This window comes from Novosphingobium sp. B1, assembly GCF_900176395.1.
Classification (GTDB): domain Bacteria; phylum Pseudomonadota; class Alphaproteobacteria; order Sphingomonadales; family Sphingomonadaceae; genus Novosphingobium.
This window is the reverse complement of the sequence record NZ_FWXL01000001.1, coordinates 108,549-129,885: the sequence shown is the minus strand read 5'-3', so window position 1 is coordinate 129,885 and position 21,337 is coordinate 108,549. Positions and strand designations below refer to the sequence as shown.

The window sequence follows — 21,337 nt, the reverse complement described above, 5'->3', positions numbered from 1 at the left end:
CTTGGTTCCTCGTTCATGCTAGCGTGATGCCGCGGTATCCGTCCGCCGCCACTTCATCGCAGATCATGGCGAAGCCAACGACACTGGGATAATTGAGCAACTGGCGCGGCTTGCCCGGAATGTTGTCGCCCATGTACCAGGACTTTGCCCGGGGAAAGAGCGTCATGGCCCCGATCGCTGCAACGCTCTCGGTCCATTCGCGCTCCGCGGCTATGTCCGCCTCGAAACGCGTGAAGTTGTCTTCGCGCAGCTTCACCAGAAGGTCGCGGACCCAATCGCCCTGGATTTCTGCCGCGGTCGGGCCGTTGGAAAAGCCCGAAGGACTGAGCGGTCCGTAAAGATAGGCCATGTTGGGAAATCCATGTACGGCATAGCCGAGATAGGCGGTCACCTCGTCATGCCAGGCAGTGGTCAGGCTGCGACCGTCCCGCCCCCTGATCTCGATTTGCGTCAGCCCGCCGCGTCCGGCGTCGAAGCCGGTGGCGAACACGATCAGGTCGCATTCGATCAACCTATCGGCGGTTTCGATCCCCTGGGGCACGATCCGCTGAATCGGCGCCTGCGCGAGATCGACCAGCGTGACATTGTCCTGGCCAAAGATCTCGTAATAGTTCCGCTCGAGCGAAGGGCGCTTGGTTCCAAAGGGGTGCGGCGGCTCACTCGGCGCCAGTATCTCGTGCAAGGCTGGATTGGCGATCCGCGCCCTGGTCTTGTCGCGCCAAAAATCGTAGGCGTGACGGTTGGCACGCTCGTCGGTCAGCAGATCGGCGAAATTGGCGTACCAGAAACGCAGACCTCCGGCCTGCCACTGCTGCTCGAACAGACGGTGCCGTTCTTCCTCGTCGACTTCGAGCGCCGAAGCGTCGATTCTGCCTGTATCGAAGCCACCGCCAGTCTGGAGACGGGCGGCAAAGATCGCCGGGTAATCTGCTTTCTCCCGCTCCTGCTGTTCAACAGTCAACGATTCCTGCCGCATCGGCAGCGCGAGAATCGGCGTACGCTGTAGCAAGGTGACCTGAGCCGCTTCTGCTGCGGCTTCCTGCGCCACCTGGACACCGCTGGCTCCGGTGCCGACGATTGCCACCTTACGTCCGGCCATGGACAGCCCTTGCTGCGGCCAGTGGGCCGTGTGGTGCCATTCGCCCGCAAAGGTCTCCAGTCCGGCGATTTCGGGCACATAGGCCTTTGCGGCAAACCCGAGACAGGGCAGCAGAAAGCGCGCAGTGATCGTTTCGCCGCTTCCGGTCGTGACCCGCCACTTGCGCTGTCCTTCATCCCACTCGGCGCCCGCCATGCGGGTCCCCATGGTCATGTGGGGCCAAAGCCCAAACCGGTCACAGACATGGCGGAAATAGCCGCGCAGCTCGCGCCATCCGGGATAGCGTTCGCTCCATGTCCAGTCGCGCCAAAGTTCGGGCAGCGAAAGTTCGTACAGCGGAACCTGCGAATCGACGCGCGCGCCGGGGTAGCAATTCCAGTACCAGATGCCACCCGGCTCTTCGGCCGCGTCGATCAACCTGGCGTCGAAGCCGGCCTCGCGCAGGCGGTGAAGCAGATAGACCCCGCTGAAGCCGGCACCGACGATCAGAGCCTCACAGTCACCGACTGACCCGCCGCTCACACCGCTGCGCCCTGGCTTATCGCGAAGTCTCTCACTGCGGCGTAGTCAGCCTTGCCGTTCGACGCGCGCAGAGCGATACCAGCTTGATAGACTGTCTTAGGGGTCTTGTACCCGGCCAGCTGCCGGCGGACATGGGCCTTGAGTGCTTCCAGGTCGAACGTGGCGCCATCCTCCATGCAGACCACTGCGGTCACGGCCTGGCCCCATTTCTCGTCAGGCACGCCAACCACGAGAGCATCAGCCACGGATGGGTGGGTCTTGAGCACTTCCTCGACTTCTTCGGGATAGACCTTTTCCCCGGCGGTGTTGATGCAGACGCTGCCCCGGCCCAGCAGTATCAGACTGCCGTCAGCCTCCACCCGGCACCAGTCGCCGGGGATCGAGTAGCGCACGCCGCCGATCGTCCGGAACGTTTTCGCAGACTTTTCCGGATCCTTGTAATAGCCCATTGGAATGGCACCCTTGCGGGCAATGAAGCCAGGGATCCCGCTGCCGGCTTCCACCTTTGCATCGCTTTCGTCGAACACGTCGCAATGCTCGCCGATCACGAACTTGGCGGTCTGGACGGACCCTTGTGCAGTGGTGACCGACAGGCCATAGCCAAGCCCCTCTGATGCGCCGAAGGCGTCCATCAACGCGACCTGCGGAATGTGCCGGATCAGCCCGTCCTTGACCTCGCGGCTCCACATGACCCCTGACGAGAGGATCGAAATAAGGCTCGAGGTGTCGTAACGCCCCGGCGCGTTGTCGAGCGAAGCAAGCAGCGGTTTGGCGAAAGCATCGCCGACGATTGCGACCGACTGCACCCGGTGCTTCTCGACAGCCCGCCATAACTCGTCGGCGTCGAACGACGGGTTCTCAAGCGTTACGATGCAGCCTCCCCCCATCAGCGTGCCAAGGGCAGAGAGGAGACCTGTTCCATGCATCATCGGACAAGCGGGGAGGAACACCCGGCCAGGTCCGTCAGTACGGATCATCGCGACGGTTTCGTTCATGTCGTGTGGCGCTGGACCAAGCAGGCCGGCGGAATCGAGCTGCGCCCGCCGCAGGTCATCGTGGCGCCACATCACCCCCTTGGGCATGCCGGTGGTCCCACCTGTGTAGATGAACAGCATGTCGTCGGGCGAACGGGCTATGCCCAGCGGCGAACCGTCGCCTTGCGCCGCCAACGCCTCGTAGGGTTCGGCAAACGGCGCGATCGCCGCCGGATCGCCGATTTCGACAAAGATCCGGGCCTTCCCCAGCCGGTCCTTCAATTCGACAATGCAATCGCGGAATTCGCTGCTGTAGACAATCGCCTCGGCATCGGAATCATCGAAGATGTAAAGCACCTCGTCCGGTTTGTAGCGGTAGTTGATATTGACGTGGGTCAGCCGGGCCTTGAAACAGGCGGCCATCGATTCGCCGTATTCCGGCCGGTTGCGCATGTAGAAGGCAATCTTGGCCCCGGGTTCAAGCCCCCTGGCACGCAGCGCGCGGGCAAGATTGTTGGACCGCGCGGCCATTTCAGGCCAGTTGATCCGCCGATCTCCGTGGATCAGCGCCGGGGCATCGCGAGGAAGCGCCGCTTCGATCGCATCCAGTATGTCGCCGAAATTCCAATCGGTCATCTTCTTCTCTCCCGACCCGTCGTTCTATGTCGTTGCGGTCAATCCCTGTAGCTGCGCTGCGTCGGACCTTACTCGCTCCGGCCCGCCAAGAACTTGGCGGTCGAAGCCGATCCGCTTGAACCAGAAGTGCAGTCCAAGCAGGTCGGTAAAGCCCATCCCGCCGTGCACCTCCGTCGCGGTTCGCGCCACGAAGCGGTGAACCTCGCCAGTGAGCGATTTTGCGTGGCAGGCCACCAGCGCCGCCTCCTCGGGATTGGTGTCGAAGGCGTGCGCGGCATACCACACCAGCGCCCGGCAAGGTTCGTGCCGAGCGGCCATTTCTGCGCACATATGCTTGACCGCCTGGAAGCTGCCGATGACCCGCCCGAACTGCTCGCGCTCTCCGGCATAGGCGACCGCCTTCTCGATCATCGCTTCGCCCGCCCCGAGACTGTCTGCCGCGAGCAAGACCCGCCCGGCATCGCGCAGCCGCCGCGCCGCAAGGCCGCCATCGTCGGCAAGGGGTTCGGCGATTGCGCCGGTCAGCCGCAACTCGCCGATGCTTCGGGTCGTATCGATGGTCTGCAAGGCGATCCGCTCGACTCCGGTCGATGCGGCGGCCAGCAGATGGAGCCTCCCCGAAACATCGCCGACAATGAAATAATCCGCCCCCGCAAAATCTAACGCGAACAGCGCGGTGCCGGTCAGTCTGCCGCCGTCGGCCCGGACTCTCACTCCGTCGCGCTCCTCGACGATGCCCGCGATCGCGACGCCGAAGCGTACCGCGCCGGAAGCAATCCGGGGCAGCCATTCAGCCTGCTGCGCGGCCGAGCCCGCCAGCATCAGCGCCAGCGGGGCGAGCACGCTGAGCGCCAGGAACGGCGCAGGGGCAACAGCCCGGCCAAGCTGCTCGGCCACCACCGCTGCATCGAGCAGCGTCATCCCTAGCCCGCCATGCACTTCGGGCACCAACAGACCGGTCAGCCCGATATCATGTAGCGCAGCCATGACCTGATCGCTGACCGCGCTGCCTGTTTCCGAGCAGGAGCGCACATGATCGAGCGGGCAGGTTTCCGCAAGGCAGCGCCCGACCGTGTCCCTAAGCATTTCCTGTTCCGGGGAAAGACCGAAATCCATCAGGCGACTTCCTTCCGGCTCTGGGCGGCGTCCAGCGCAAGACGCGGCTCGCGCGGCATGTTGAGGCCGCGTTCGGCGATGATGTTCTTCTGGATCTGCGCGGTACCGCCGCCGATGATCAGCCCCAACTGGAACATATAGTTCCATTGCCAGACGCCACCCTCGCGCTCACGCGGGCTTTCGGCATAGAGGATGCCCATTTCGCCCATCGCGTCGATCGCCAGGGCCGAAATCTGGTGTGCCAGTTCGCAGCTCTGCAGCTTGACAATCAGCTTTGCCATACCCCCTGATTCACCTTTAAGCTGGTTCGAAAGCACGCGCATCCCGTTGTATTTCATCGCCGCGACTTCCGCCTGCAGAGCGACAAGACGGTCGCGCAGCACGGGATTGTCAATAGCGCGAGCGGACCCGATCTGCTCCTCCTGCATCAGCCTGATCAGCGCCAACAGGCGGTTTTCCAGCGCATCAGGATCGCCAAGCATCCCGCGCTCGTGGCCGAGCGTCGCATTGGCGACGAACCAGCCCTGGCCGCGCTGGCCGACGATCTGATCGACCGGCACCCGCACGTCGGTGAAGAACGTCTCGTTGAATTCAGCGTGCCCGGTCATTGTCTTGAGCGGGCGAACCTCGATCCCCGGCAAGTCCATCGAGAAGATCAGATAAGAAATGCCCGCGTGCTTGGGTGCCTCGGTCTCGGTCCGCACCAGGCAGAAGATCATGTCGGCCTGCCGCGCGGTGCTGGTCCAGATCTTCTGTCCATTGATCACGAAGTGGCCGTTTTCCTCGCGCGCGCTAGTGCGCAGACTGGCCAGATCCGAGCCCGCGCCGGGTTCCGAATAGCCCTGGCACCAGACGATCTCACCGCGCAGGGTGGGTTCGATCCAGCGGCGCTTCTGCTCCTCGGTGCCGAGTTCAAGCAGGGTCGGAACCAGCATCGAGACGCCTTGGTTGGACAGCCCCCCAGGCACGCAAGCACGGGCAAATTCCTCGGCGATGATCCGCGCTTCAAGGATGTCTGGCTCAGCGCCGTAGCCGCCATATTCGCGCGGAATGGTCCGCGCGGTGTAGCCATGTTCCAGCAGCAGGTTCTGCCAGGCGACCGCGTCGGTCGTCGGACGCGCCGCACGCTGTGCCGATTCCGGCGCACGCTTGCCATTGCGGGCGAGAAAATCGCGCACTTCGTCGCGGAAGCGCTCGTATTCGGGGCCATATTCGAGGTTCATGGCGCGTGCTCTCCACTCGCGGTCGGCCGGAACACCGGCAGCCGAAAATCGTCCCCCAGCGGCTCGAAGGTCAGTTCGACCGGCATGTCGAGTTTGACTCGGTCCTGAGCGCATTCGATCAGCCGGGTCGCCATGCGCACCCCTTCCTCCAGCTCTACTACAGCCGCAATGAACGGGATTTCGTGGGCAAATGCCGGGTGTAGGGCCTGGTGCGTGACGGTCCACGTGAACAACGTGCCCCTGCCGGTGCTGGGCTCCCAGGCGAACTCGGGAGAACCGCAGCGGGCGCACATGTAGCGCGGCAGATGGCGCCAGGTGCCGCAGGCGGAGCAACGCTGGAAATGCAGCTGGCCATCCTGGCACAGCCGCCAGAATTCCTGCTCTACGGGGTCCTGCGGACGCGGACGCGGCTTGGCAGGGGGGGGTTGAGCCTCATGCCGCTGCTTGGGAGGAAGTTCTGCATCGTGGCTCATGTGAACCTCCGCAAGATGGCGATGCTGCCGTCGCCCAGATCGCCCCAGCCCGTGACCAAGCCGGTCTGGGCGTTCTCGACCTGCCGATCGCCGCAGTCGTGACGCAGCTGTCGGACCGCCTCGACCACATGATTGAGGCCCCAGACATGCGCCTCACTGAGCAACCCGCCGTGAGTGTTTAGCGGATAGCGCCCACCAAGTTCAATTTGTCCGTCCCGGACGAAATCGAGTTGCCCTCCTGGCTCGCAGTAACCCAGAGCTTCCAGCTGCAGCAGCACCACGTAGGTGAAACAGTCGTAGATCTGCAGGAAGTCCATGTTCTCACGGCTAACTCCGGCCATCTCGAAGGCTTTCGGAGCGGCGTAGGAAAGCCCGATCTTGAACGGATCGGGACGCGAGGGAATGTCGTCGGCCGGATATGGGTGCCCTTCCGCAGCCCCGGCAATCGTCACCGGCACGTGGGGCATGTCACGCGCCTTGTCGATGCGCGAGACCACCACCGCGCAGGCTCCGTCGGTTTCAAGGCAACAGTCGTAAAGCCGGAATGGCTCAGAAATCCAGCGTGATGTGGCGTAGGTATCCCAGTCGAGTGGACGACCGCAGGTGAAGGCCTTGGGGTTTAGCTGGGCATGCTTGCGACAGGCCAGCGCCACCGCGCCCATCGCCTCTGGTCCGACCCCGAACAGTTGGGAGTGACGTGTCGCCAGCCAGGCATACATCTGCACCGGCAGAAAAACCCCATAGGGGATATAATAGCCTTGGATCGTGTTGGTCAGCGTGGTCATGTTCATCGACCGCGTCGCCGGCGCGCCGGGCTTGGAGCGCAGCGCGGAGAACCCGTTCCAGCCAAGGGTGACAAGGACATGGTCGCACAGGCCCGCGGCGATAGCCATGGCCGCGTTTTGCAACGCAGTCGTCGGACTTGCACCGCCCATGTGGACCGTCGCGGCATAACGCAGCACATCGATCCCAAGGTTGGCGGCCAACTCCTCGGACGTCGTATAAATCGGCGGCGGGATCATGCCGTCGATATCGCCCGGCTTCAATCCCGCGTCGGCGATCGCGCGGCGCGAGGCTTCCAGCATCATGTCGACCGCGCTGCGTTCGGTGCCCTTGACGAAATCTGTCTCGCCAATTCCGGTTATTGCGGCTTTGTCGGAAAATCCGGTCATGCGCGTCGCCCCTGGATCACCGGAAACGGCTGGCAAGCGCGAGTGCACGTTCGGCTTCGGAAACCAGATCGGCCATTACTGCGGCGGCGGGGCGCACCGCGTGGATCAGACCGATCCCCTGTCCGGCGAAGCCGGGCAGGATATCCTTGCGCCTGGCCTCGATTCCGGCAGCCATGACCGGGCCCGAAATCATCGACTGATAAGGCATTGGCAACGGTTCCTTGCCCGCGTCAACCCAGGCGTCGGCCCATTTGTTGCGGATCATCCGCGCCGGCTTGCCGGTAATCGAGCGGCTGACCACGGTATCGGCATCTCCGCCCTCGACGATCGCTTCTTTTTGGAAGTCCTCGATGCCCGCTTCTTCGGTGGCAAGGAACGCGGTGCCGACCCAGGCCCCTTGCGCGCCCAGCATGAAGGCCGCGGCCACCCCGCGTCCGTCGGAAATGCCGCCCGCGCCCAGCACCGGCACCCGGTCGCCCACAGCATCGACCACCTGCGGGATCAGCGAGATTGTCCCGATCGGTGAATTGTGTCCGCCACCGTCATGGCCTTGGGCGACGATCACGTCGATTCCGCTTTCGACCACCTGCTGCGCGTGCTTGACCTTGCCGACCACGGCCATGACGATCGTACCGTTGGCATGGAGACGGTCCATCCACGGGCCGGGATTGCCAAGGCCGGCGGCATAGACCGGCACCTTCTCCTCGATCACCACTTCCATCTGCGCTTCGAAGAACTCCTTCGAGAACAGCGGCGGGCCGCCCTCGGCATCGCGTCCGCCAATCGCACGCCTTGCCGCCTCGCCGTCAGCCCTCACCAGCCCTTCGCGGGCCATGAAATCCTCCGCGAACTGGCGATATTCGGCCGCCAGCCCCATCGGATCGGCGGGCGCGGCACCGCTTTGCGGGGACTTGCCCAGGCGCACAGAGGCCGGCAGCAGGGTATCGACCCCAAACGGCTTATCGGTCAGTTCGCGGGTTTGGCGGATCCATTCCCGCAGTCGCTCTGGCGCGCAGGCTGCGGCGCCCAGAACGCCTAGCCCACCGGCATTGGAAACCGCAGCCGCCAGCGCTGGAACGCTTGCACCACCCATTCCGGCCAGGACGATCGGGTATTCGATATTCAGCAGATCACAAATGCGGCTGGTCAAGGCCATTGTCTCTCTCCCCTTCAGGCTTCCCGGTTTGCGTTCCCCCAGCGGACCTTTTGCGCGAGCAATGCAGGACTACGCTCTGCCAGATATTGGGTCGATCCATCGGTCAGCCGTTCCATCTGGCGCCGGGCACCCACAGCATCGCGCATCCGCACGGCTTGCAGCACGCGACCGAGGCACCGCAACTGGGTTTCGCGCTCCTGCGCCGAATAGCCCAGACCTTCCGACATGCTGCGGGTCAACAGGTGCAAAGCGGAGACCAACAGACCGAAGGTCGAGTTTCCGCTGGCCCAGCCCAGCAGATCGTGAAACCGACGATTGGTTTCCTCGAATTCCGGACCGTCCCGCTCGCGCTCGAGCCGCGCGAGGCAAGCCTCGAGCGCAGCAAGATCGGCGACGGTGGCCATTTCCGCGGCCCGCGCCGCAACCGTCGGGGCAATCGCTTCGCGCAGTTCGAGCAGGGCTCGAAGGTCGGTATCCATGAATTGCAGAATCAGCGCCATCGAACTGGCGAAATCGGCTGTCTGCGGACGGGTTATAACCGGCCCACCGCCCCGACCCTGAGTGAGATGAATCACACCCTGCAATTCGAGAAAACGCAGAGCCTCGCGCAGCGTGGCGCGTGCCACATCATAGCGCGCCAGCATGGCGTCCTCGTGGGGAAGCCGGTCACCCGGTCCCTGCGCATTGCTCTCGATATCCTCGACAATCTCGCGGGCTAGCACCAGGGCGCGCTTGGCCTTGGTCTGGCCAAAGTTTGCGGCAGGCTCCGCTGGGAGGACAGGGCTTGGGCTGGATTTCATCAAACTCTGATAAGAATTAATCGAAATGCTGTCAATGCTCCCGCACAAACTGCCATACACTGGAGGTTTCTGGATAAACTCTTATACTACTTATTGACGAATCGGCGATCTGCCCTTAATCCAGCCCAAGAGCAGACCGAGATGAGGGAGGTGACCATGACCACTCAAACAATTCCGCAGGAACTGGACGGTGCCGAGCTTGCCCGGGCTGTTGCCGACATCCCTCTTGCGGAAATCGACGTTGCTCGCCCCAGCCTGTTCCAGAGCGACAAGGTCGGGACCTTCTTCGAGCGGCTGCGACGTGAGGATCCGGTCCACTACTGCGCCGAAAGCGCCTATGGCCCCTACTGGTCGATCACCAGATACAACGACATCATGGCGGTCGACACCAATCACAAGGTCTATTCATCCGAAGCCAAGCTGGGCGGGATTGCGATCCAAGACATGCACAGCGACCAGAGCAATCTCGAACTTGAGATGTTCATCGCCATGGACCAGCCCAAGCATGACGCGCAGCGCAAGGCGGTCACTCCGGCAGTGGCGCCTTCGAACCTGCTGCTGCTCGAGCCCGTGATCCGCGAACGTGCCGGAGAAATTCTTGATTCGTTGCCGGTCGGTGAGGAGATCGACTGGGTCAAAAGCGTTTCGGTCGAGCTGACCACGATGACGCTGGCGACCCTGTTCGATTTCCCTTGGGAAGAGCGAGCCCGCCTGACCCGCTGGTCCGACGTCACGACCGCCATACCTGGAGCGGGAATAGTCGATTCCTTCGAACAGCGCCGCGACGAGCTGATCGAGTGTGCGATGTATTTCAAAGGGCTCTGGGAGCAACGAATCGACCAGCCGGGGGGCACCGACCTGATTTCGATGATGGCGAATTCGTCCGCCACGCGCGAAATGCCGTTCCTCGAATTCCTGGGTAACCTGCTGCTTCTGATCGTGGGCGGAAACGACACTACCCGCAATTCGATCAGCGGAGGAGTCCTGGCGCTGAACCGGCATCCTGATCAGTATGACAAATTGCGGCGCGACCCTGCCCTGATCGGCAATATGGTTCCCGAAATCATCCGCTGGCAGACCCCGCTCACCCACATGCGCCGAACCGCGCTGGAAGACAGCGAGATCGGCGGGAAGCGCATCGCCAAGGGTGACAAAGTCGTCATGTGGTATCTTTCGGGCAACCGCGACGAAACGGTGATCGACCGGCCCGAAGAATTCATCATCGACCGGAAGAACCCGCGCCAACACCTTTCGTTCGGCTATGGCATCCATCGCTGCATGGGCAACCGCCTGGCCGAATTGCAGCTTCGGATCATCTGGGAGGAAATCCAGAAGCGCTTCCACTTCGTGGAGGTCGTTGGCGAGCCCGAGCGCCTGCTTTCCAATCTCGTTCGCGGCATCACCCGCCTGCCAGTCAAACTTCACGCGCATTGATTTACGCGCCAAGGGAAAGTTGCAGTTCTATGGTCAAGGTCACCTTTGTTGCCCATGATGGTCGCCGGTTTCCCGTTGAAATCGCATCCGGTATGTCGGCGCGCGAAGCGGCACTGTTCAACGATGTTCCGGGAATCGACGGCGATTGTGGTGGCCAATGCGCTTGTGCTACATGTCACGTCCATGTCGATCCCTCATGGATCGACCGGGTCGGATGCCTTTCCGATGGGAGCATGGAGGCCGATTTGCTTCAGTTTGCCGAAGGGACCACGGAAGAAAGTCGGCTCGCTTGCCAGATCACGCTTGATGATCGGCTTGACGGGCTTGTTCTCCATGTCCCGGAGCAGCAGTACTGACGGCGCGGTTATGATGAGAGCTAGGTGTGCCGAATACACCGCATCGAGCGGTGATATCGCCAGCTCCAAAACAGCCAACGAGTCTTGGATTGGCGAGGCAGAAAGCCCATAATTTCGGGTCTCGTCCGTCGATCTGATGTAATTTTGGCGCTCGCCAAGGGTCATCGTCAGGCCGCTTTTGCAGTGATTTGTAGGTGCTGATCTTCCTCCTCGGTCATGAGTTAATTGAGCTCCGTCATCCCCTCGATCTGCATGTAGCGGTGCTGGAGCTGCCACTCATCATTCTGTTCCGGCAGGACTGCACCGACGAGGCGGATGATGCTTTCACTGTTGGGGAAGATGCCGATGACATCGGCCGCCTCTCGACCTCCTTATTGAGGCGCTCAAAAAGACTCTTGGGGGGCAACTTCGTGCGATGCTGAGTGGGGAACCTGGTGCAGGGCCAAGTCGGAGGGAAGCGACTGGTTCGGCGAATTTCGGGCCGGAGACTCGGCGTGAAACTGGCGCGATCGCCAAGACCCGGGAACTAGCTCGGGCTTTCGCTGATTAGAGCCAGAACCCTGCTTGCTCCGCCCAAGGGAACGAACAATCGCGTTTGGTAACGAATGATCTCGGTGAAGCAGCCTTGGGCCTTGTACCAGTCGAGCCGCGCCGCCGACCATTCCGCAAGCTCAAGTCGCTGCGCTCCGTTCACCAGGCTGCGTTTCAGCGTGAGCGGCTCGCGCGCCTTGATCGGCATCGGCCGTCCGGAGGCCAGCACAGAGCTGGCGATCTGCTCGGCTGAAAAGGCCGGATCACCCTTTGCCCCGAGCGCCTGGCAGAGCTCGGGCATGCAGTGAGGCGGCACTTCGCGCCCAAGCAGCGAGCGTCCGTCGCGTGCTGAAATCCGACTGACGCGGACGAAATCAGAGGGTAGTTTGTCCCAAACTGGCAGCAGCAGCCCGGTGGCCAGATGCAGCCGTTCGCGCTTGGGGCTCGAAGCCGCCTCATCGACCTCCTGGCTCCACAACCAACGAAACTCGTCTGCGCCAATCGGCTCCCAGCTGCTTTCTTCGAGTTGATCGGCGGTCAGATGACCGCGCTTCAAGGGTCGGACCAGTTCGAAGCGCGAGACCCGGGTGCCGTCGTCGGCCATCAGGCTGCGCGCCGGGACCAGCAGCCCGACCCGGCCCGAACGGCTGTTGCGCAGGAATTGCTGGCGGTTCTCAGTCAACCCGTAGAGTTCTTCCAGGCGGGCCAAGGAAAGCGGCTTCAAGGCGCGAGCTATCTCGAGTTCGAGCAGGTGCGTCGTTGCGCCCGACATCGCGTCGGTGCGCAGCAAGGTGTCGGAGATCATCTCGAAATGCTCGACCGCGATGGTCTCGACCCCGAGATCAAGCGTGCCGGCTTGCCGGGCGGCATCGATCCGCGCTTCGACCAGCCCGAGGAATTCGTCAAAAATGCCGTTCTGGAGCGCGATCGGCAGCGCGAGGATGCGGTTGAGCCAGCGCTGGATCGTCGGGAGATCCTCGGCCATCGATCCGTCCGGACCTTCGATGCTGAGACCGGTCAGGTCCTCGAACCGCGCTAGCGTCACCGCTTCGAGCTTTCCGGTAAACAGCAGTCCGAACCAGCGGTGAAGCGCCTCCTTGGCGTAGCTGCTTTCGAGATTGTCGGCGGGATCGAACAGGTTCTGTCCGCCCGTCTGGCGCTGGCCGCGGGTCAGTGCGCCGAGGCTGTCGAGACGCCGGGCGATCGTCGAGATGAACCGGCGTTCGCCCCGTACGTCGGTCGTGACCGGGCGGAACAGCGGCGCCGAGGCCTGGTTGGTGCGGTTGGTCCGCCCGAGCCCCTGGATCGCCGCATCGGCGCGCCAGCCCGGTTCGAGCAGGAAATGGACACGCCGCGCTTGGTTCTTCGCGGCCAGATCGGCATGATAGCTGCGTCCGGTACCCCCAGCATCGGAGAACACCAGGATGCTCTTGGATCCGTCCATGAAGTCTTGCGTTTCGGCCAGATTGGCGCGCGGGCTGCGCGACTGAAGCTTTTGACATCCGTCACGGCCGACGATCAGGCGGCGTGTTCGCCCGGTCACTTCAGCGACCTGTTCAACTCCGAACCGCTCGATGATCGCATCGAGCGCGATGGCAATCGGCGGGAGCGCACAGAGCTGTTCGATCATCCGGTCGCGCGCGGCAAGCGCTGAACGGCACAGGACCGGCGCCCCGCTATCGACGCTCATGGGCTCGGAGCGTGCCTTGCCATTCTCGTCGGTGAATACCGCCATCAGCCGCACCGGAAAACTCTTGGTGAGGTAGTCGATCACGTATTCGCGGGGAGACAGGTCGATCTCGAGTGCCTCGCGTTCGGCGTCCGACAGTTCGGCAAGGCGGCGTCCCAACATCGCCTCAGCCGTCGAGACCAGCTGCACCACCACGGCATTGCCTTCGGCAAGCGCGGCCTCGATCGCCGGGAGCAAGCTCGGCAATTTCATCGAGAGCAGCAATTGCGCAAAGAAGCGCTGCTTGGTGCCTTCGAAAATCGACAGCGCTGCCGCCTTGGCTCCGGAATTGAGGGTGTCGCCGCTGTCCTGATCGACGATCCGGGTTGCTTCGAGCGCATCGCGCAAGTTGGCGTGGATGATCGCCCAGGCCTCGGCATAGGCATCGTAGACCGCGATCTGGTCGGCAGTCAGGCAATGCTCCAGGATCTCGTATTCGACCCGGGCGAAGGACAGCGCCCGTGCAGTGTAGAGTCCAAGCGACTTGAGGTCCCGGGCCACGAGTTCCATCGCGGCAATCCCGCCGTCACGGATGTCGGCGACGAAGGCCTCGCGGTTGGCGAATGCAGTCTCCGGCCCCCACAGACCTAGCCGGGTCGCATAGGCGAGATTGTTGACGTCAGAGGCGCCGGTGGCCGACGCGTAGAGAACGCGGGCACGCGGCAACAGGTTCTGCAGGCGCACCCCGGCGACGCCCTGCTCCGATCCCTTGACCTTGCCGCGCGAGCCTTCGCCACCCGCTGCATTGGCCATGGCGTGGGCTTCATCGAACACGATCACCCCGTCGAAATTGTCTCCCGCCCAATCGAGGATCTGCTCAAGCCGGGTCGCATCGCTGCGGCCCGAACGCAGCGTCGGATAGGTGACGAACAGGATGCCCTCGCGCATCCCGACCGGCACGCCCAGCTTCCATTGGCCGAGCGGCTGGACGTCGATCGGCAGGCCGCCAAGCGCCGACCAATCGCGTCGGGCATCTTCAAGCAGCGCTTCGTTCTTGGAAATCCAGATGTGACGGCGCTCGCCTCGCACCCAGCGGTCGAGGATCACTGCCGCGACCTGCCGTCCCTTTCCGGCCCCGGTTCCGTCACCGAGGAAGTAGCCCATGCGGTAGGCAGTGCCTTCGGCGCTCGCCTTCAAGGCGCAGCCCTTATCCTCGGGCTCGTAGCGACCGGAAAGATCGCGGGCGTGCGCACTCGCCGCATAGATCAGGGTCTCGGCTTGCGCCGCCGAGAGAATGCCCTTGGCGATCAGGTCCGCAGGCAGTTGCGGTACGGCATGCGGCACCGGTGCGGTGATCGAGCCCATCGCAACGGATTCGACCAGCGGGGTTGGATGGTCGGCCGCACCTTCAATCGCGATGCGGCTCGGCCGGTATGGGAGATAGTGCCCGACCTGCTCGGCAATCGGCGCAGGCGTTGTGAGCGCCTGGTAGACAAGCGGCTGAATTGCGGGCGGTGCGGCAACCTGGCAAGGTGCGAGCGGGACTGGCTTGCGGCCGGGCGCGACGAGGCGAAGCGGCGTGAACGCCTTTGTCGCCACCGCTGGCTCGTCGACCTGCAATCCGCGCTCCGGCAAGTCATCGACCAGGAAGCAGAGTTCGGCGAAGCTGGTCGGCTTGGCGATGACGGGACTGTCGCCGCCTTCGGCCTTGTCGAGCACCAACAGCCGCGTTGTGATCGAAGTGCCTTGCGTGACGAAAGCACGCTCGATCGCGGCGTTGAGACGAAGCGCCACCGGGCCGGCCAGGCCATGGAGGAAGCGCGGCAGATCGAACCATTCGGGCATCACCGCGACAAGCCGTCCACCGGGGATCAGCCGCTTCCAGGCCGAGCGGAGGTGCCGCGCGCCGGTGCGCCCATCGTGGCCGCGCCCGATCCCATGCGAATAGGGCGGGTTCATCAGCACCACGCTCGGCGCGACATCGGCTGCGAGCAGCTCGTCGATCAGCTCGCCGTCATGGCCAGTCACCGGTTCCGCCGAAAACAAGGCTTGCAGGCATTCTCGGCGAAGCGGCGAGATCTCATTGAGCGCCAGGCGCGCGCCAGCTTTCGAGGCCCAGACCGCGAGCATTCCGGTGCCGGCCGAGGGCTCGAGCATCTGGTCACCTGCTGACAGCGCGCAGGCCCGCGCCGCAATCCAGGCAAGCCGCGGCGGCGTTGCAAACTGCTGCCATTCGATCTGCTCGTCGCTGCGCGTAGTCTGGCTGGGTACCTGCGCTTCGAGGCGATCAAAGACGCGCTCGGCGACGTTGGTCGGCATGTCGCCGGTCAGCGATGCCGCTCCATGCAGCAACAGCACCTGGGCCAGTTCGAGCGCGGCGTGTGCGTCGCGCACCGACCAGCGGCCTGCAGCGTCGCTGCCGCCGAAGTGTTCGGCCATAACTGTATTGAGCACGGTGCGCGAAACGATCTGACGGGCAGCCAGCCTGGCGGCGAGATCGCGCCCTGCGGTGAGCACCAGCGGTTCGGTGGGAACGGGAAAGGCGAATGCGGGTGAAGCGTTGGACATCGGGATCCTCCTGACGAGGCCCAAGTCCTTCCGGGGCCTCACCAGGCCCCAAGACCTCTTTCCTCTCCTGCGATGCTCAAGCGGCCGCGCGAATTCGGCGCAGTAACTCGTCGTTCCAGTCGTCACCGTGTCCCGGCGGCGGCCGGGCGACAATCCGGCGGCCTTCGCGGGCGTGGACTTCGCGCGCGCGCTCCTCGGCGAGCCGCCCTCCGGCATCGTTGTCGACGAACAAGTGGAGCTCGCGCACCGATTCCGGGATCGTGACCAAACCGAACCGCTCGTTGCCAAGCGTCGCCCAGCAGGGAATGCCAAAAAGCTGCATAGCCGAAAGCGCCGTTTCTACACCTTCGGCAAGACCAAGGCGCCCGCCGCGCGGAAAGGCAAGGCGCACCGAGCCTGAGCCCGGGCTGCCAAGCGAGCGCTTGGGCTGCTCGAACGACGCGAGGCGGTCGCTTTCTGGATCAAGGAAGGTCCGGTTCAGCGCCAGGACGCCGGCATCGTTGCGCACCGCAGCGACCATCGCGGGCAGGAAACGCACCGAGCCCTTGGGTCCAAGCGGCATGCGTGGATGGAAGCGCAAGTCGGGCGATGAAACGGCGATTCCCCGTCCCGCGAGATAGCGCTCAGCCGGTGTGCCAGCCAAGGCCGAGGCTTCGAGCCATAGCCGAAACGCATTGCGATCGGTGACGTCAACGCGCGGCTGGATCGCGATCGGGCCACCAGGTCCATTGAACAGGTCCGAGATCCGCACCCCGAGCCTAGCCATGGCCTGCATGACCGCTTCGTTGGTGCAGCCAGCAAAGCAGTGGACGAGGATCGCCCGCTTGCCGAGCGTGATGCTGAGCGAGGGCGTGCGATCGGCATGGGCCGGGCAGCAACACATACCCTTTGAGCGCGACCAAGTCCCGCCCAGTTGCTCAACGATTTTCCTGGCACGCGTTTCGAGCGCATCGCGGCCGTGACCTTTGGACATGAGGCATCTCCATCATGACATGCCTCCACCCGCGCAGCCTCCGCTCTGCGCCGCTGACAATCGGTTTTCCTACAAACTGTGTTCTATATATGTTCCGTTCCGATTCGGCCAGAGAAGGAATTGCACATGGCGCAAAAAACGATCGGGAAACTGCTCACGGCAGCGGCACTTTTGGCGGGAAGGCCTGCCCTCGCCCAAAATGAAAAGTTGGCTGCCATGCGGCCGGAAAGCGCAGCGGCCGGCTACCGGGTTGATGGATCGGCGGAAGACTTCCAGCTCGTGACACACGGCGTCTGGCAAGCGCCTGTGCAGATTGCAGGGTCTACCCTGAGACCAAACCAGCCGACCGGCCTGGGTGCATCCACGCCGCACAAAATCAAGAAAGCTTCAGAAACTCAGCCAAGTTTTCGGCGTGCTGTCTACCTGCCCCACGTTTATGCCGCCGAAGCGCAATATGGATTGCCCACCGGGCTCCTCGATGCGCTGATCTGGACAGAATCGCGCTACAATCCATTCGCGGTGAGCGGTGCCGGCGCTGCGGGACTTGGTCAGCTGATGCCGAAGACGGCGCGCGAGCTTGGGGTGTCCAATCGGTTCGATCCGCGTGCGAACTTGTGGGCCGCAGCCAAATACCTGCGCCAGATGCTGGACAAGTTTGGAGTCGTCCATCTCGCGGTCGCGGCCTATAATGCAGGGCCTGGTGCCGTCGAGCGCGCCGGCGGCATTCCGCTCAACGGTGAGACCCCGTCCTACGTGCGGAACGTCCTTTCGTTCTGGGGAGCCAAGTGAGTTCGATGTTCGGGAATGGCAACAATCGACGCATGCGCGTGAGCGGCGTACTCAGCGACGATGGGCACGGGCCGAGCATTTTGACTGATTCAGGCGACCTTTGGATCTTGGACCGCCTCGATTTGGACTTGGATCTTCTTGGATCTCGAGTGACGGTCGAAGGCGCGCAGCATGGGTATGATCGACTTGTGGTCGACTGGACAGGCGCGGCGGTACAGATGAACTAGGCCGAAGGGTTGCGTGATCATCATTTGTCTCGATCATTGGGATGATCAAGCAGCAACATGAAGGTCCTGTCGGTCCAAAACTTCGACCGCCTTCATTTTATGCTCAGGCGCCAAGTGCGCGTAACGAAGCGTCATGTCGTAATCGCTGTGGCCAAGCAACTCACGCACGGTGTTGAGATCTACGCCGCCCATTACGAGCCTGGATGCAAAGTGATGGCGCATGTCGTGCCAACGAAAGTTCACGATCTCCGCTTGCTTCAGCAGCCCTCTCCACGAGGTGTTCGCTCGATCAAAACGCTGCCCATCGTCATTGACGAAGACAAGCCCGCTCGACTTCTCGGTCTGCTCTTGCCAGCCCTTCAACACCCAAGTCGCCTCTCGATTGAGTGGAATATGTCGAGTCCGTTTCGACTTAGCGGTCATACCACTGACGGTCATCAAGCGTCGGTCCAAATCAACGTTTTCCCAAGTCAAATCGAAAAGTTCGCCTCGTCTTGCCCCGGTGTTGATCGACAAAAGGACCAAGGGCTTCAAATGGTCAGTGAACAGCAATTCATGCATGTTTCGCAACGGCTCATAGCCTCGCGCGATCCTCCAGGCATTGGCTGAAGCCCTCTCCTGACGCCGGCGTATTTCTCGTTGGTCAAGCGAATTCCGTAGCCGCTCCTCCTCCTCGCCGGACAGGAATCGCACTTTCACACGATCGTCGGTCCTCGCCTTCTTCACTTTCGTGATAGGATTTCTGTCCAGGATTTCCCAATCGACCGCCCTGTTGAAGCAGGCCTTGATCGAAGAGATATCTCGGTTGAGCGTTTGATGGCTGAGGCCACGTTCGACCTGCTTTCCCCGCCAGCGTTCAATATCCAAGGCCGAGATCGCATCCATTTTTTTGGCAAGGAGCGATTTGAAGGTCGCCTTTAGCCTCCCAAGATTTTGCTCGTGCGCCCGCTGATTGGCCCGTGCCCAGATTGCATAGTCACCGTCCAAGAAGTCACACAATGTGGGGACATCAGGTGCTGGCTTGCGAGCCTCGATCGGATCGATGCCCCGATAGAACTCCGACAGAATCTTCTGCGCCGCCTCGAACGCCTCCGAATACCCGACCGCATCGACCCGTCCCAGCCAGACCCGCTTGGCGCGTGCATACTCACAATACCAAGACTTGACGCCCGTTGGCATGACACGCAAGATGAGGCCCTTGAGACGTGTATCGCGGTAGTCAACCGGCCGATCCGGGATCGGGACCTTTTTGACAAAGTCCCGCGTCAAGCTGATGCGCATTTCAGTTCTGCCTTCTAATTCTCGTCCCATTTCTGGTGGTGCACTGGTGGTGCAAAATGTCGAAACGGTACGGAACATAAATAGAACAAATGCACCACCAGCGCAAGATCGATGATGCCAAAAAAGTAAGGGGACTCAAGATATTTTGTGATTTTTTAATGCTTTATCGGTCGCGTTCGCGGGTGCAAAAGGCGAGCTGGGGGTGTGGGGGTCGGAGGTTCGAATCCTCTCGTCCCGACCAATCAAGAAGCCCGCAAGCGCCACGGCGCAGGCGGGCTTTTTTGCGTCCGAAACCGTTTTCCTACACGAACCGATATGGTTATGTCAGCGTGCGTTCCGCATCTGCAAGGACGAACGCGATGGGTATTCTCGAAACGCTGATATCTCCGATTTCCTCGATCATCGACAAGGTGATCCCGGATAAGGACGCGCGCGATCGCGCCAAGCTCGAACTCCTCAAGCTCGAAGGTACGCAGGAACTCGACCAGTTGCGCACCCGCATGTCGGCCATCGTCGCCGAAGCGCAGTCCACCGATCCCTGGACCAGCCGCGCACGGCCCGGATTCCTTTATGTGATGTACGCCATGCTGCTGTGGTCGCTGCCGATGGGCCTGATCGCGGCCTTCCGCCCCGATGCCGCGCACAACATCGCGTCGGGCATCAATGGCTACCTCAACGGCCTGCCCGAACCGCTCTACGCCCTGTTCGGCACTGGTTACCTCGGCTACACCGCTGCGCGCCAATGGGGCAAAGCCCGCGGCAGTGACCGCTGATCCCTAGGAAGTGCGGCGCGATCTTGGTTATTTTCTGGTAACTTCCGCATGCTAGACCGCTGCGCATGACAACGACGTCGGACATAGCCCCGATTGGACGATCGGGCTTTGCGGGCCACAAGCGCCGCGGCGCCAGGCTCGCCATTCTGGCAATCTGCGCAGCGCTCGGCGCCTGCGGCAAGAGCGCCGATCCGCAGACCGAGGCGCGTCTGGCCGCGCTCGAGGCCAAGGTCGACGCGGCCGAAAAGCGATCGCAGCAGGCGCTCAGCATGGCGGCCACCGGCGGCTCCGCCCCGCCTCCTGCCGAGGCGGGCGGACCGGATAACTACGGCGAACCTGTCGATGGCGGCGTCACCGACGGTTCGGCCGACAGTGCCATCTATGAGAACACCATCGAGGCTCCGCCTCCCCCGATGATCGCGGGCAACTGAGCGCTGGCAACCGCCGCATCGTGCGCGCGCTCTTGCACCACCGGCCCCAACGGTTATCAGGGTCCCCACATATCGGGGAACCAACATGTCAAATTCCACGGCCGACAGCGCGACAATCTACGTGCTCAACGGTCCGAACCTCAACCTGCTCGGCCTGCGCGAGCCGGAGATCTACGGATCGCAGACTCTCGACGATATCGCCGGAATGCTGGAGGATCGGGGCAGAGAGCTCGGCCTGGAGATCGACATGCGCCAGTCGAACCACGAAGGCCACCTCGTTGACTGGCTGCACGAGGCGCAAGCCGAAGGCGTAAAGGCTGTCCTGCTCAACGCTGGCGCCTATACCCACACCTCGGTCGCCATCCATGACGCGATCAAGTCGATCAAGGTCCCGGTGATTGAGGTCCACCTGTCCAATCCGCACAAGCGCGAGGGCTTCCGCCACCATTCCTATGTCGGCATGGCCGCGCAAGGGACGGTATGCGGCTTCGGTGCAAACAGCTATATCGTCGCGCTCGAGGCCGCCGCGCGCCTTTGAAACAGGCGTTTTTCCACTTCCGCTGACCGCTGCCACTTGCCAGTCCGCCGACTTGGGGGCATGGCGCGCGGTCTGAATTCATACCCCGCGAGGAAATTCCAATGGGTCACGAACGCGGCGACAAGGCCGATAACATGGCGATCGACGGCAAGCTGGTACGCGAACTGGCAGAGCTGCTGGCCGAAACCGGCCTGTCCGAAATCGAAGTCGAAGATGGCGAACGCAAGATCCGCGTCGCCCGCCAGCTGACGGCAGCGCCGATGGCCTCGGTGGCCGTTGCCGCGCCTGCCCCCGTTGCCGCGGCACCTGCAGCAGCGCCCGCCGCCGCAGCTGTGGCCGCTCCGGCAGCCGATGCCGACGCGATCAAGTCGCCGATGGTCGGCACGTGCTACCTGGCAGCCGAGCCTGGCGCAGCCAACTTCGTCAGCGTCGGGCAGAGCGTGAAGGCAGGCGAAACCCTGCTGATCATCGAGGCGATGAAGGTGATGAATCCGATCACCGCACCCGCTGCCGGCGTGGTAAAGGCGATCCTGGTCGAAAACGCGCAGCCGGTCGAATTCGACCAGCCGCTGGTCGTGATCGCGTAAGAGCGCAGG

The 21,337-nt window shown here is 62.8% G+C and carries 19 protein-coding genes and 1 pseudogene; 8 read left to right on the top strand and 12 right to left on the bottom strand.

The window, feature by feature from the left end; all coding sequences use genetic code 11:
* Window positions 1–13 precede the first annotated feature (13 nt).
* Genes B9A23_RS00665 through B9A23_RS00630 form a run of 8 tightly spaced genes read right to left on the bottom strand, consistent with a single transcriptional unit; the run spans window position 14 to window position 9,171 of the window.
* Window positions 14–1,621: a flavin-containing monooxygenase gene (locus B9A23_RS00665; RefSeq protein ID WP_084276768.1), complete on the bottom strand. Its 1,608-nt coding sequence runs from the start codon at window positions 1,619–1,621 to the stop codon at window positions 14–16.
* On the bottom strand, window positions 1,618–3,231 hold the full coding sequence (locus B9A23_RS00660; RefSeq protein ID WP_084276767.1) for an acyl-CoA synthetase: 1,614 nt from the start codon (window positions 3,229–3,231) through the stop codon (window positions 1,618–1,620). Before B9A23_RS00660 ends, B9A23_RS00665 begins: the two co-directional genes overlap by 4 nt.
* 24 nt (window positions 3,232–3,255) lie before the next feature.
* Window positions 3,256–4,347: an acyl-CoA dehydrogenase family protein gene (locus B9A23_RS00655; protein ID WP_084276766.1), complete on the bottom strand. Its 1,092-nt coding sequence runs from the start codon at window positions 4,345–4,347 to the stop codon at window positions 3,256–3,258.
* Window positions 4,347–5,570, bottom strand: coding sequence for an acyl-CoA dehydrogenase family protein (locus tag B9A23_RS00650; RefSeq protein WP_084276765.1), 1,224 nt, complete (start codon window positions 5,568–5,570; stop codon window positions 4,347–4,349). The genes B9A23_RS00655 and B9A23_RS00650 overlap by 1 nt, the downstream gene beginning before the upstream one ends.
* The gene (locus tag B9A23_RS00645) at window positions 5,567–6,043 is read right to left on the bottom strand and encodes a Zn-ribbon domain-containing OB-fold protein (protein ID WP_084276764.1); all 477 of its coding nucleotides are present in this window, start codon (window positions 6,041–6,043) and stop codon (window positions 5,567–5,569) included. Before B9A23_RS00645 ends, B9A23_RS00650 begins: the two co-directional genes overlap by 4 nt.
* Window positions 6,040–7,215, bottom strand: a complete 1,176-nt coding sequence (locus tag B9A23_RS00640) for a thiolase C-terminal domain-containing protein (RefSeq protein ID WP_084276763.1) — start codon at window positions 7,213–7,215, stop codon at window positions 6,040–6,042. Before B9A23_RS00640 ends, B9A23_RS00645 begins: the two co-directional genes overlap by 4 nt.
* 16 nt (window positions 7,216–7,231) lie before the next feature.
* Complete coding sequence (locus B9A23_RS00635; protein ID WP_084276762.1) at window positions 7,232–8,371, bottom strand: NAD(P)H-dependent flavin oxidoreductase; 1,140 nt, start codon at window positions 8,369–8,371, stop codon at window positions 7,232–7,234.
* 14 nt (window positions 8,372–8,385) lie between these two features.
* On the bottom strand, window positions 8,386–9,171 hold the full coding sequence (locus B9A23_RS00630) for a FadR/GntR family transcriptional regulator (protein ID WP_084276761.1): 786 nt from the start codon (window positions 9,169–9,171) through the stop codon (window positions 8,386–8,388).
* Window positions 9,172–9,327: 156 nt separating this feature from the next.
* Here B9A23_RS00630 and B9A23_RS00625 point away from each other — a divergent pair, with 156 nt between their 5' ends.
* Together B9A23_RS00625 and B9A23_RS00620 are read left to right on the top strand one after the other, a co-directional pair.
* Window positions 9,328–10,605 carry a cytochrome P450 gene (locus B9A23_RS00625; protein ID WP_084277454.1) on the top strand — a complete coding sequence of 426 codons (1,278 nt, stop codon included), beginning with the start codon at window positions 9,328–9,330 and terminating at the stop codon, window positions 10,603–10,605.
* Window positions 10,606–10,634: 29 nt separating this feature from the next.
* Window positions 10,635–10,961: a 2Fe-2S iron-sulfur cluster-binding protein gene (locus B9A23_RS00620; protein WP_084276760.1), complete on the top strand. Its 327-nt coding sequence runs from the start codon at window positions 10,635–10,637 to the stop codon at window positions 10,959–10,961.
* A gap of 221 nt (window positions 10,962–11,182) precedes the next feature.
* Here the strand turns inward: B9A23_RS00620 and B9A23_RS00615 are convergent.
* From B9A23_RS00615 to B9A23_RS00605, 3 genes and pseudogenes are all read right to left on the bottom strand, one after another.
* Window positions 11,183–11,391 (bottom strand): annotated as a pseudogene (locus B9A23_RS00615) (transposase); the annotation flags it as partial.
* 96 nt (window positions 11,392–11,487) lie between these two features.
* Window positions 11,488–15,729, bottom strand: coding sequence for a strawberry notch-like NTP hydrolase domain-containing protein (locus B9A23_RS00610; protein ID WP_084276759.1), 4,242 nt, complete (start codon window positions 15,727–15,729; stop codon window positions 11,488–11,490).
* Between the two features lie 76 nt (window positions 15,730–15,805).
* Window positions 15,806–16,702, bottom strand: a complete 897-nt coding sequence (locus tag B9A23_RS00605; RefSeq protein WP_084276758.1) for a DUF7146 domain-containing protein — start codon at window positions 16,700–16,702, stop codon at window positions 15,806–15,808.
* A 216-nt stretch (window positions 16,703–16,918) separates the two neighbouring features.
* Here B9A23_RS00605 and B9A23_RS00600 point away from each other — a divergent pair, with 216 nt between their 5' ends.
* Window positions 16,919–17,491, top strand: coding sequence for a lytic transglycosylase domain-containing protein (locus tag B9A23_RS00600; protein ID WP_139797300.1), 573 nt, complete (start codon window positions 16,919–16,921; stop codon window positions 17,489–17,491).
* 5 nt (window positions 17,492–17,496) lie between these two features.
* On the top strand, window positions 17,497–17,718 hold the full coding sequence (locus B9A23_RS23485) for a DUF5818 domain-containing protein (protein WP_084276756.1): 222 nt from the start codon (window positions 17,497–17,499) through the stop codon (window positions 17,716–17,718).
* A 45-nt stretch (window positions 17,719–17,763) separates the two neighbouring features.
* On the opposite strand, the gene B9A23_RS00590 is transcribed toward B9A23_RS23485, so the two are convergent.
* Window positions 17,764–19,077: a tyrosine-type recombinase/integrase gene (locus B9A23_RS00590; RefSeq protein ID WP_084276755.1), complete on the bottom strand. Its 1,314-nt coding sequence runs from the start codon at window positions 19,075–19,077 to the stop codon at window positions 17,764–17,766.
* 281 nt (window positions 19,078–19,358) lie between these two features.
* On the opposite strand from B9A23_RS00590, the gene B9A23_RS00585 reads away from it, so the two are divergent.
* From B9A23_RS00585 to accB, 4 genes are all read left to right on the top strand, one after another.
* Window positions 19,359–19,772, top strand: coding sequence for a holin family protein (locus tag B9A23_RS00585; protein WP_084276754.1), 414 nt, complete (start codon window positions 19,359–19,361; stop codon window positions 19,770–19,772).
* 65 nt (window positions 19,773–19,837) lie between these two features.
* Window positions 19,838–20,203 carry a hypothetical protein gene (locus B9A23_RS00580; protein ID WP_084276753.1) on the top strand — a complete coding sequence of 122 codons (366 nt, stop codon included), beginning with the start codon at window positions 19,838–19,840 and terminating at the stop codon, window positions 20,201–20,203.
* 85 nt (window positions 20,204–20,288) lie between these two features.
* Complete coding sequence (aroQ, locus tag B9A23_RS00575; protein ID WP_084276752.1) at window positions 20,289–20,741, top strand: type II 3-dehydroquinate dehydratase; 453 nt, start codon at window positions 20,289–20,291, stop codon at window positions 20,739–20,741.
* Window positions 20,742–20,842: 101 nt separating this feature from the next.
* Complete coding sequence (gene accB / locus B9A23_RS00570; protein ID WP_084276751.1) at window positions 20,843–21,328, top strand: acetyl-CoA carboxylase biotin carboxyl carrier protein; 486 nt, start codon at window positions 20,843–20,845, stop codon at window positions 21,326–21,328.
* The last annotated feature ends 9 nt before the right edge of the window (window positions 21,329–21,337 follow it).

Coding starts and splice junctions, on each gene's coding strand:
- B9A23_RS00585 (WP_084276754.1), top strand. CDS start 19,359: ATGGGTATTCTCGAAACGCTGATATCTCCGATTTCCTCGATCATCGAC.
- B9A23_RS00580 (WP_084276753.1), top strand. CDS start 19,838: ATGACAACGACGTCGGACATAGCCCCGATTGGACGATCGGGCTTTGCG.
- B9A23_RS00625 (WP_084277454.1), top strand. CDS start 9,328: ATGACCACTCAAACAATTCCGCAGGAACTGGACGGTGCCGAGCTTGCC.
- B9A23_RS23485 (WP_084276756.1), top strand. CDS start 17,497: ATGTTCGGGAATGGCAACAATCGACGCATGCGCGTGAGCGGCGTACTC.
- B9A23_RS00655 (WP_084276766.1), bottom strand. CDS start 4,347: ATGGATTTCGGTCTTTCCCCGGAACAGGAAATGCTTAGGGACACGGTC.
- B9A23_RS00660 (WP_084276767.1), bottom strand. CDS start 3,231: ATGACCGATTGGAATTTCGGCGACATACTGGATGCGATCGAAGCGGCG.
- B9A23_RS00640 (WP_084276763.1), bottom strand. CDS start 7,215: ATGACCGGATTTTCCGACAAAGCCGCAATAACCGGAATTGGCGAGACA.
- aroQ (WP_084276752.1), top strand. CDS start 20,289: ATGTCAAATTCCACGGCCGACAGCGCGACAATCTACGTGCTCAACGGT.
- B9A23_RS00645 (WP_084276764.1), bottom strand. CDS start 6,043: ATGAGCCACGATGCAGAACTTCCTCCCAAGCAGCGGCATGAGGCTCAA.
- B9A23_RS00650 (WP_084276765.1), bottom strand. CDS start 5,570: ATGAACCTCGAATATGGCCCCGAATACGAGCGCTTCCGCGACGAAGTG.
- B9A23_RS00605 (WP_084276758.1), bottom strand. CDS start 16,702: ATGTCCAAAGGTCACGGCCGCGATGCGCTCGAAACGCGTGCCAGGAAA.
- accB (WP_084276751.1), top strand. CDS start 20,843: ATGGGTCACGAACGCGGCGACAAGGCCGATAACATGGCGATCGACGGC.
- B9A23_RS00635 (WP_084276762.1), bottom strand. CDS start 8,371: ATGGCCTTGACCAGCCGCATTTGTGATCTGCTGAATATCGAATACCCG.
- B9A23_RS00620 (WP_084276760.1), top strand. CDS start 10,635: ATGGTCAAGGTCACCTTTGTTGCCCATGATGGTCGCCGGTTTCCCGTT.
- B9A23_RS00600 (WP_139797300.1), top strand. CDS start 16,919: ATGCGGCCGGAAAGCGCAGCGGCCGGCTACCGGGTTGATGGATCGGCG.
- B9A23_RS00630 (WP_084276761.1), bottom strand. CDS start 9,171: ATGAAATCCAGCCCAAGCCCTGTCCTCCCAGCGGAGCCTGCCGCAAAC.
- B9A23_RS00610 (WP_084276759.1), bottom strand. CDS start 15,729: ATGTCCAACGCTTCACCCGCATTCGCCTTTCCCGTTCCCACCGAACCG.
- B9A23_RS00590 (WP_084276755.1), bottom strand. CDS start 19,077: ATGTTCCGTACCGTTTCGACATTTTGCACCACCAGTGCACCACCAGAA.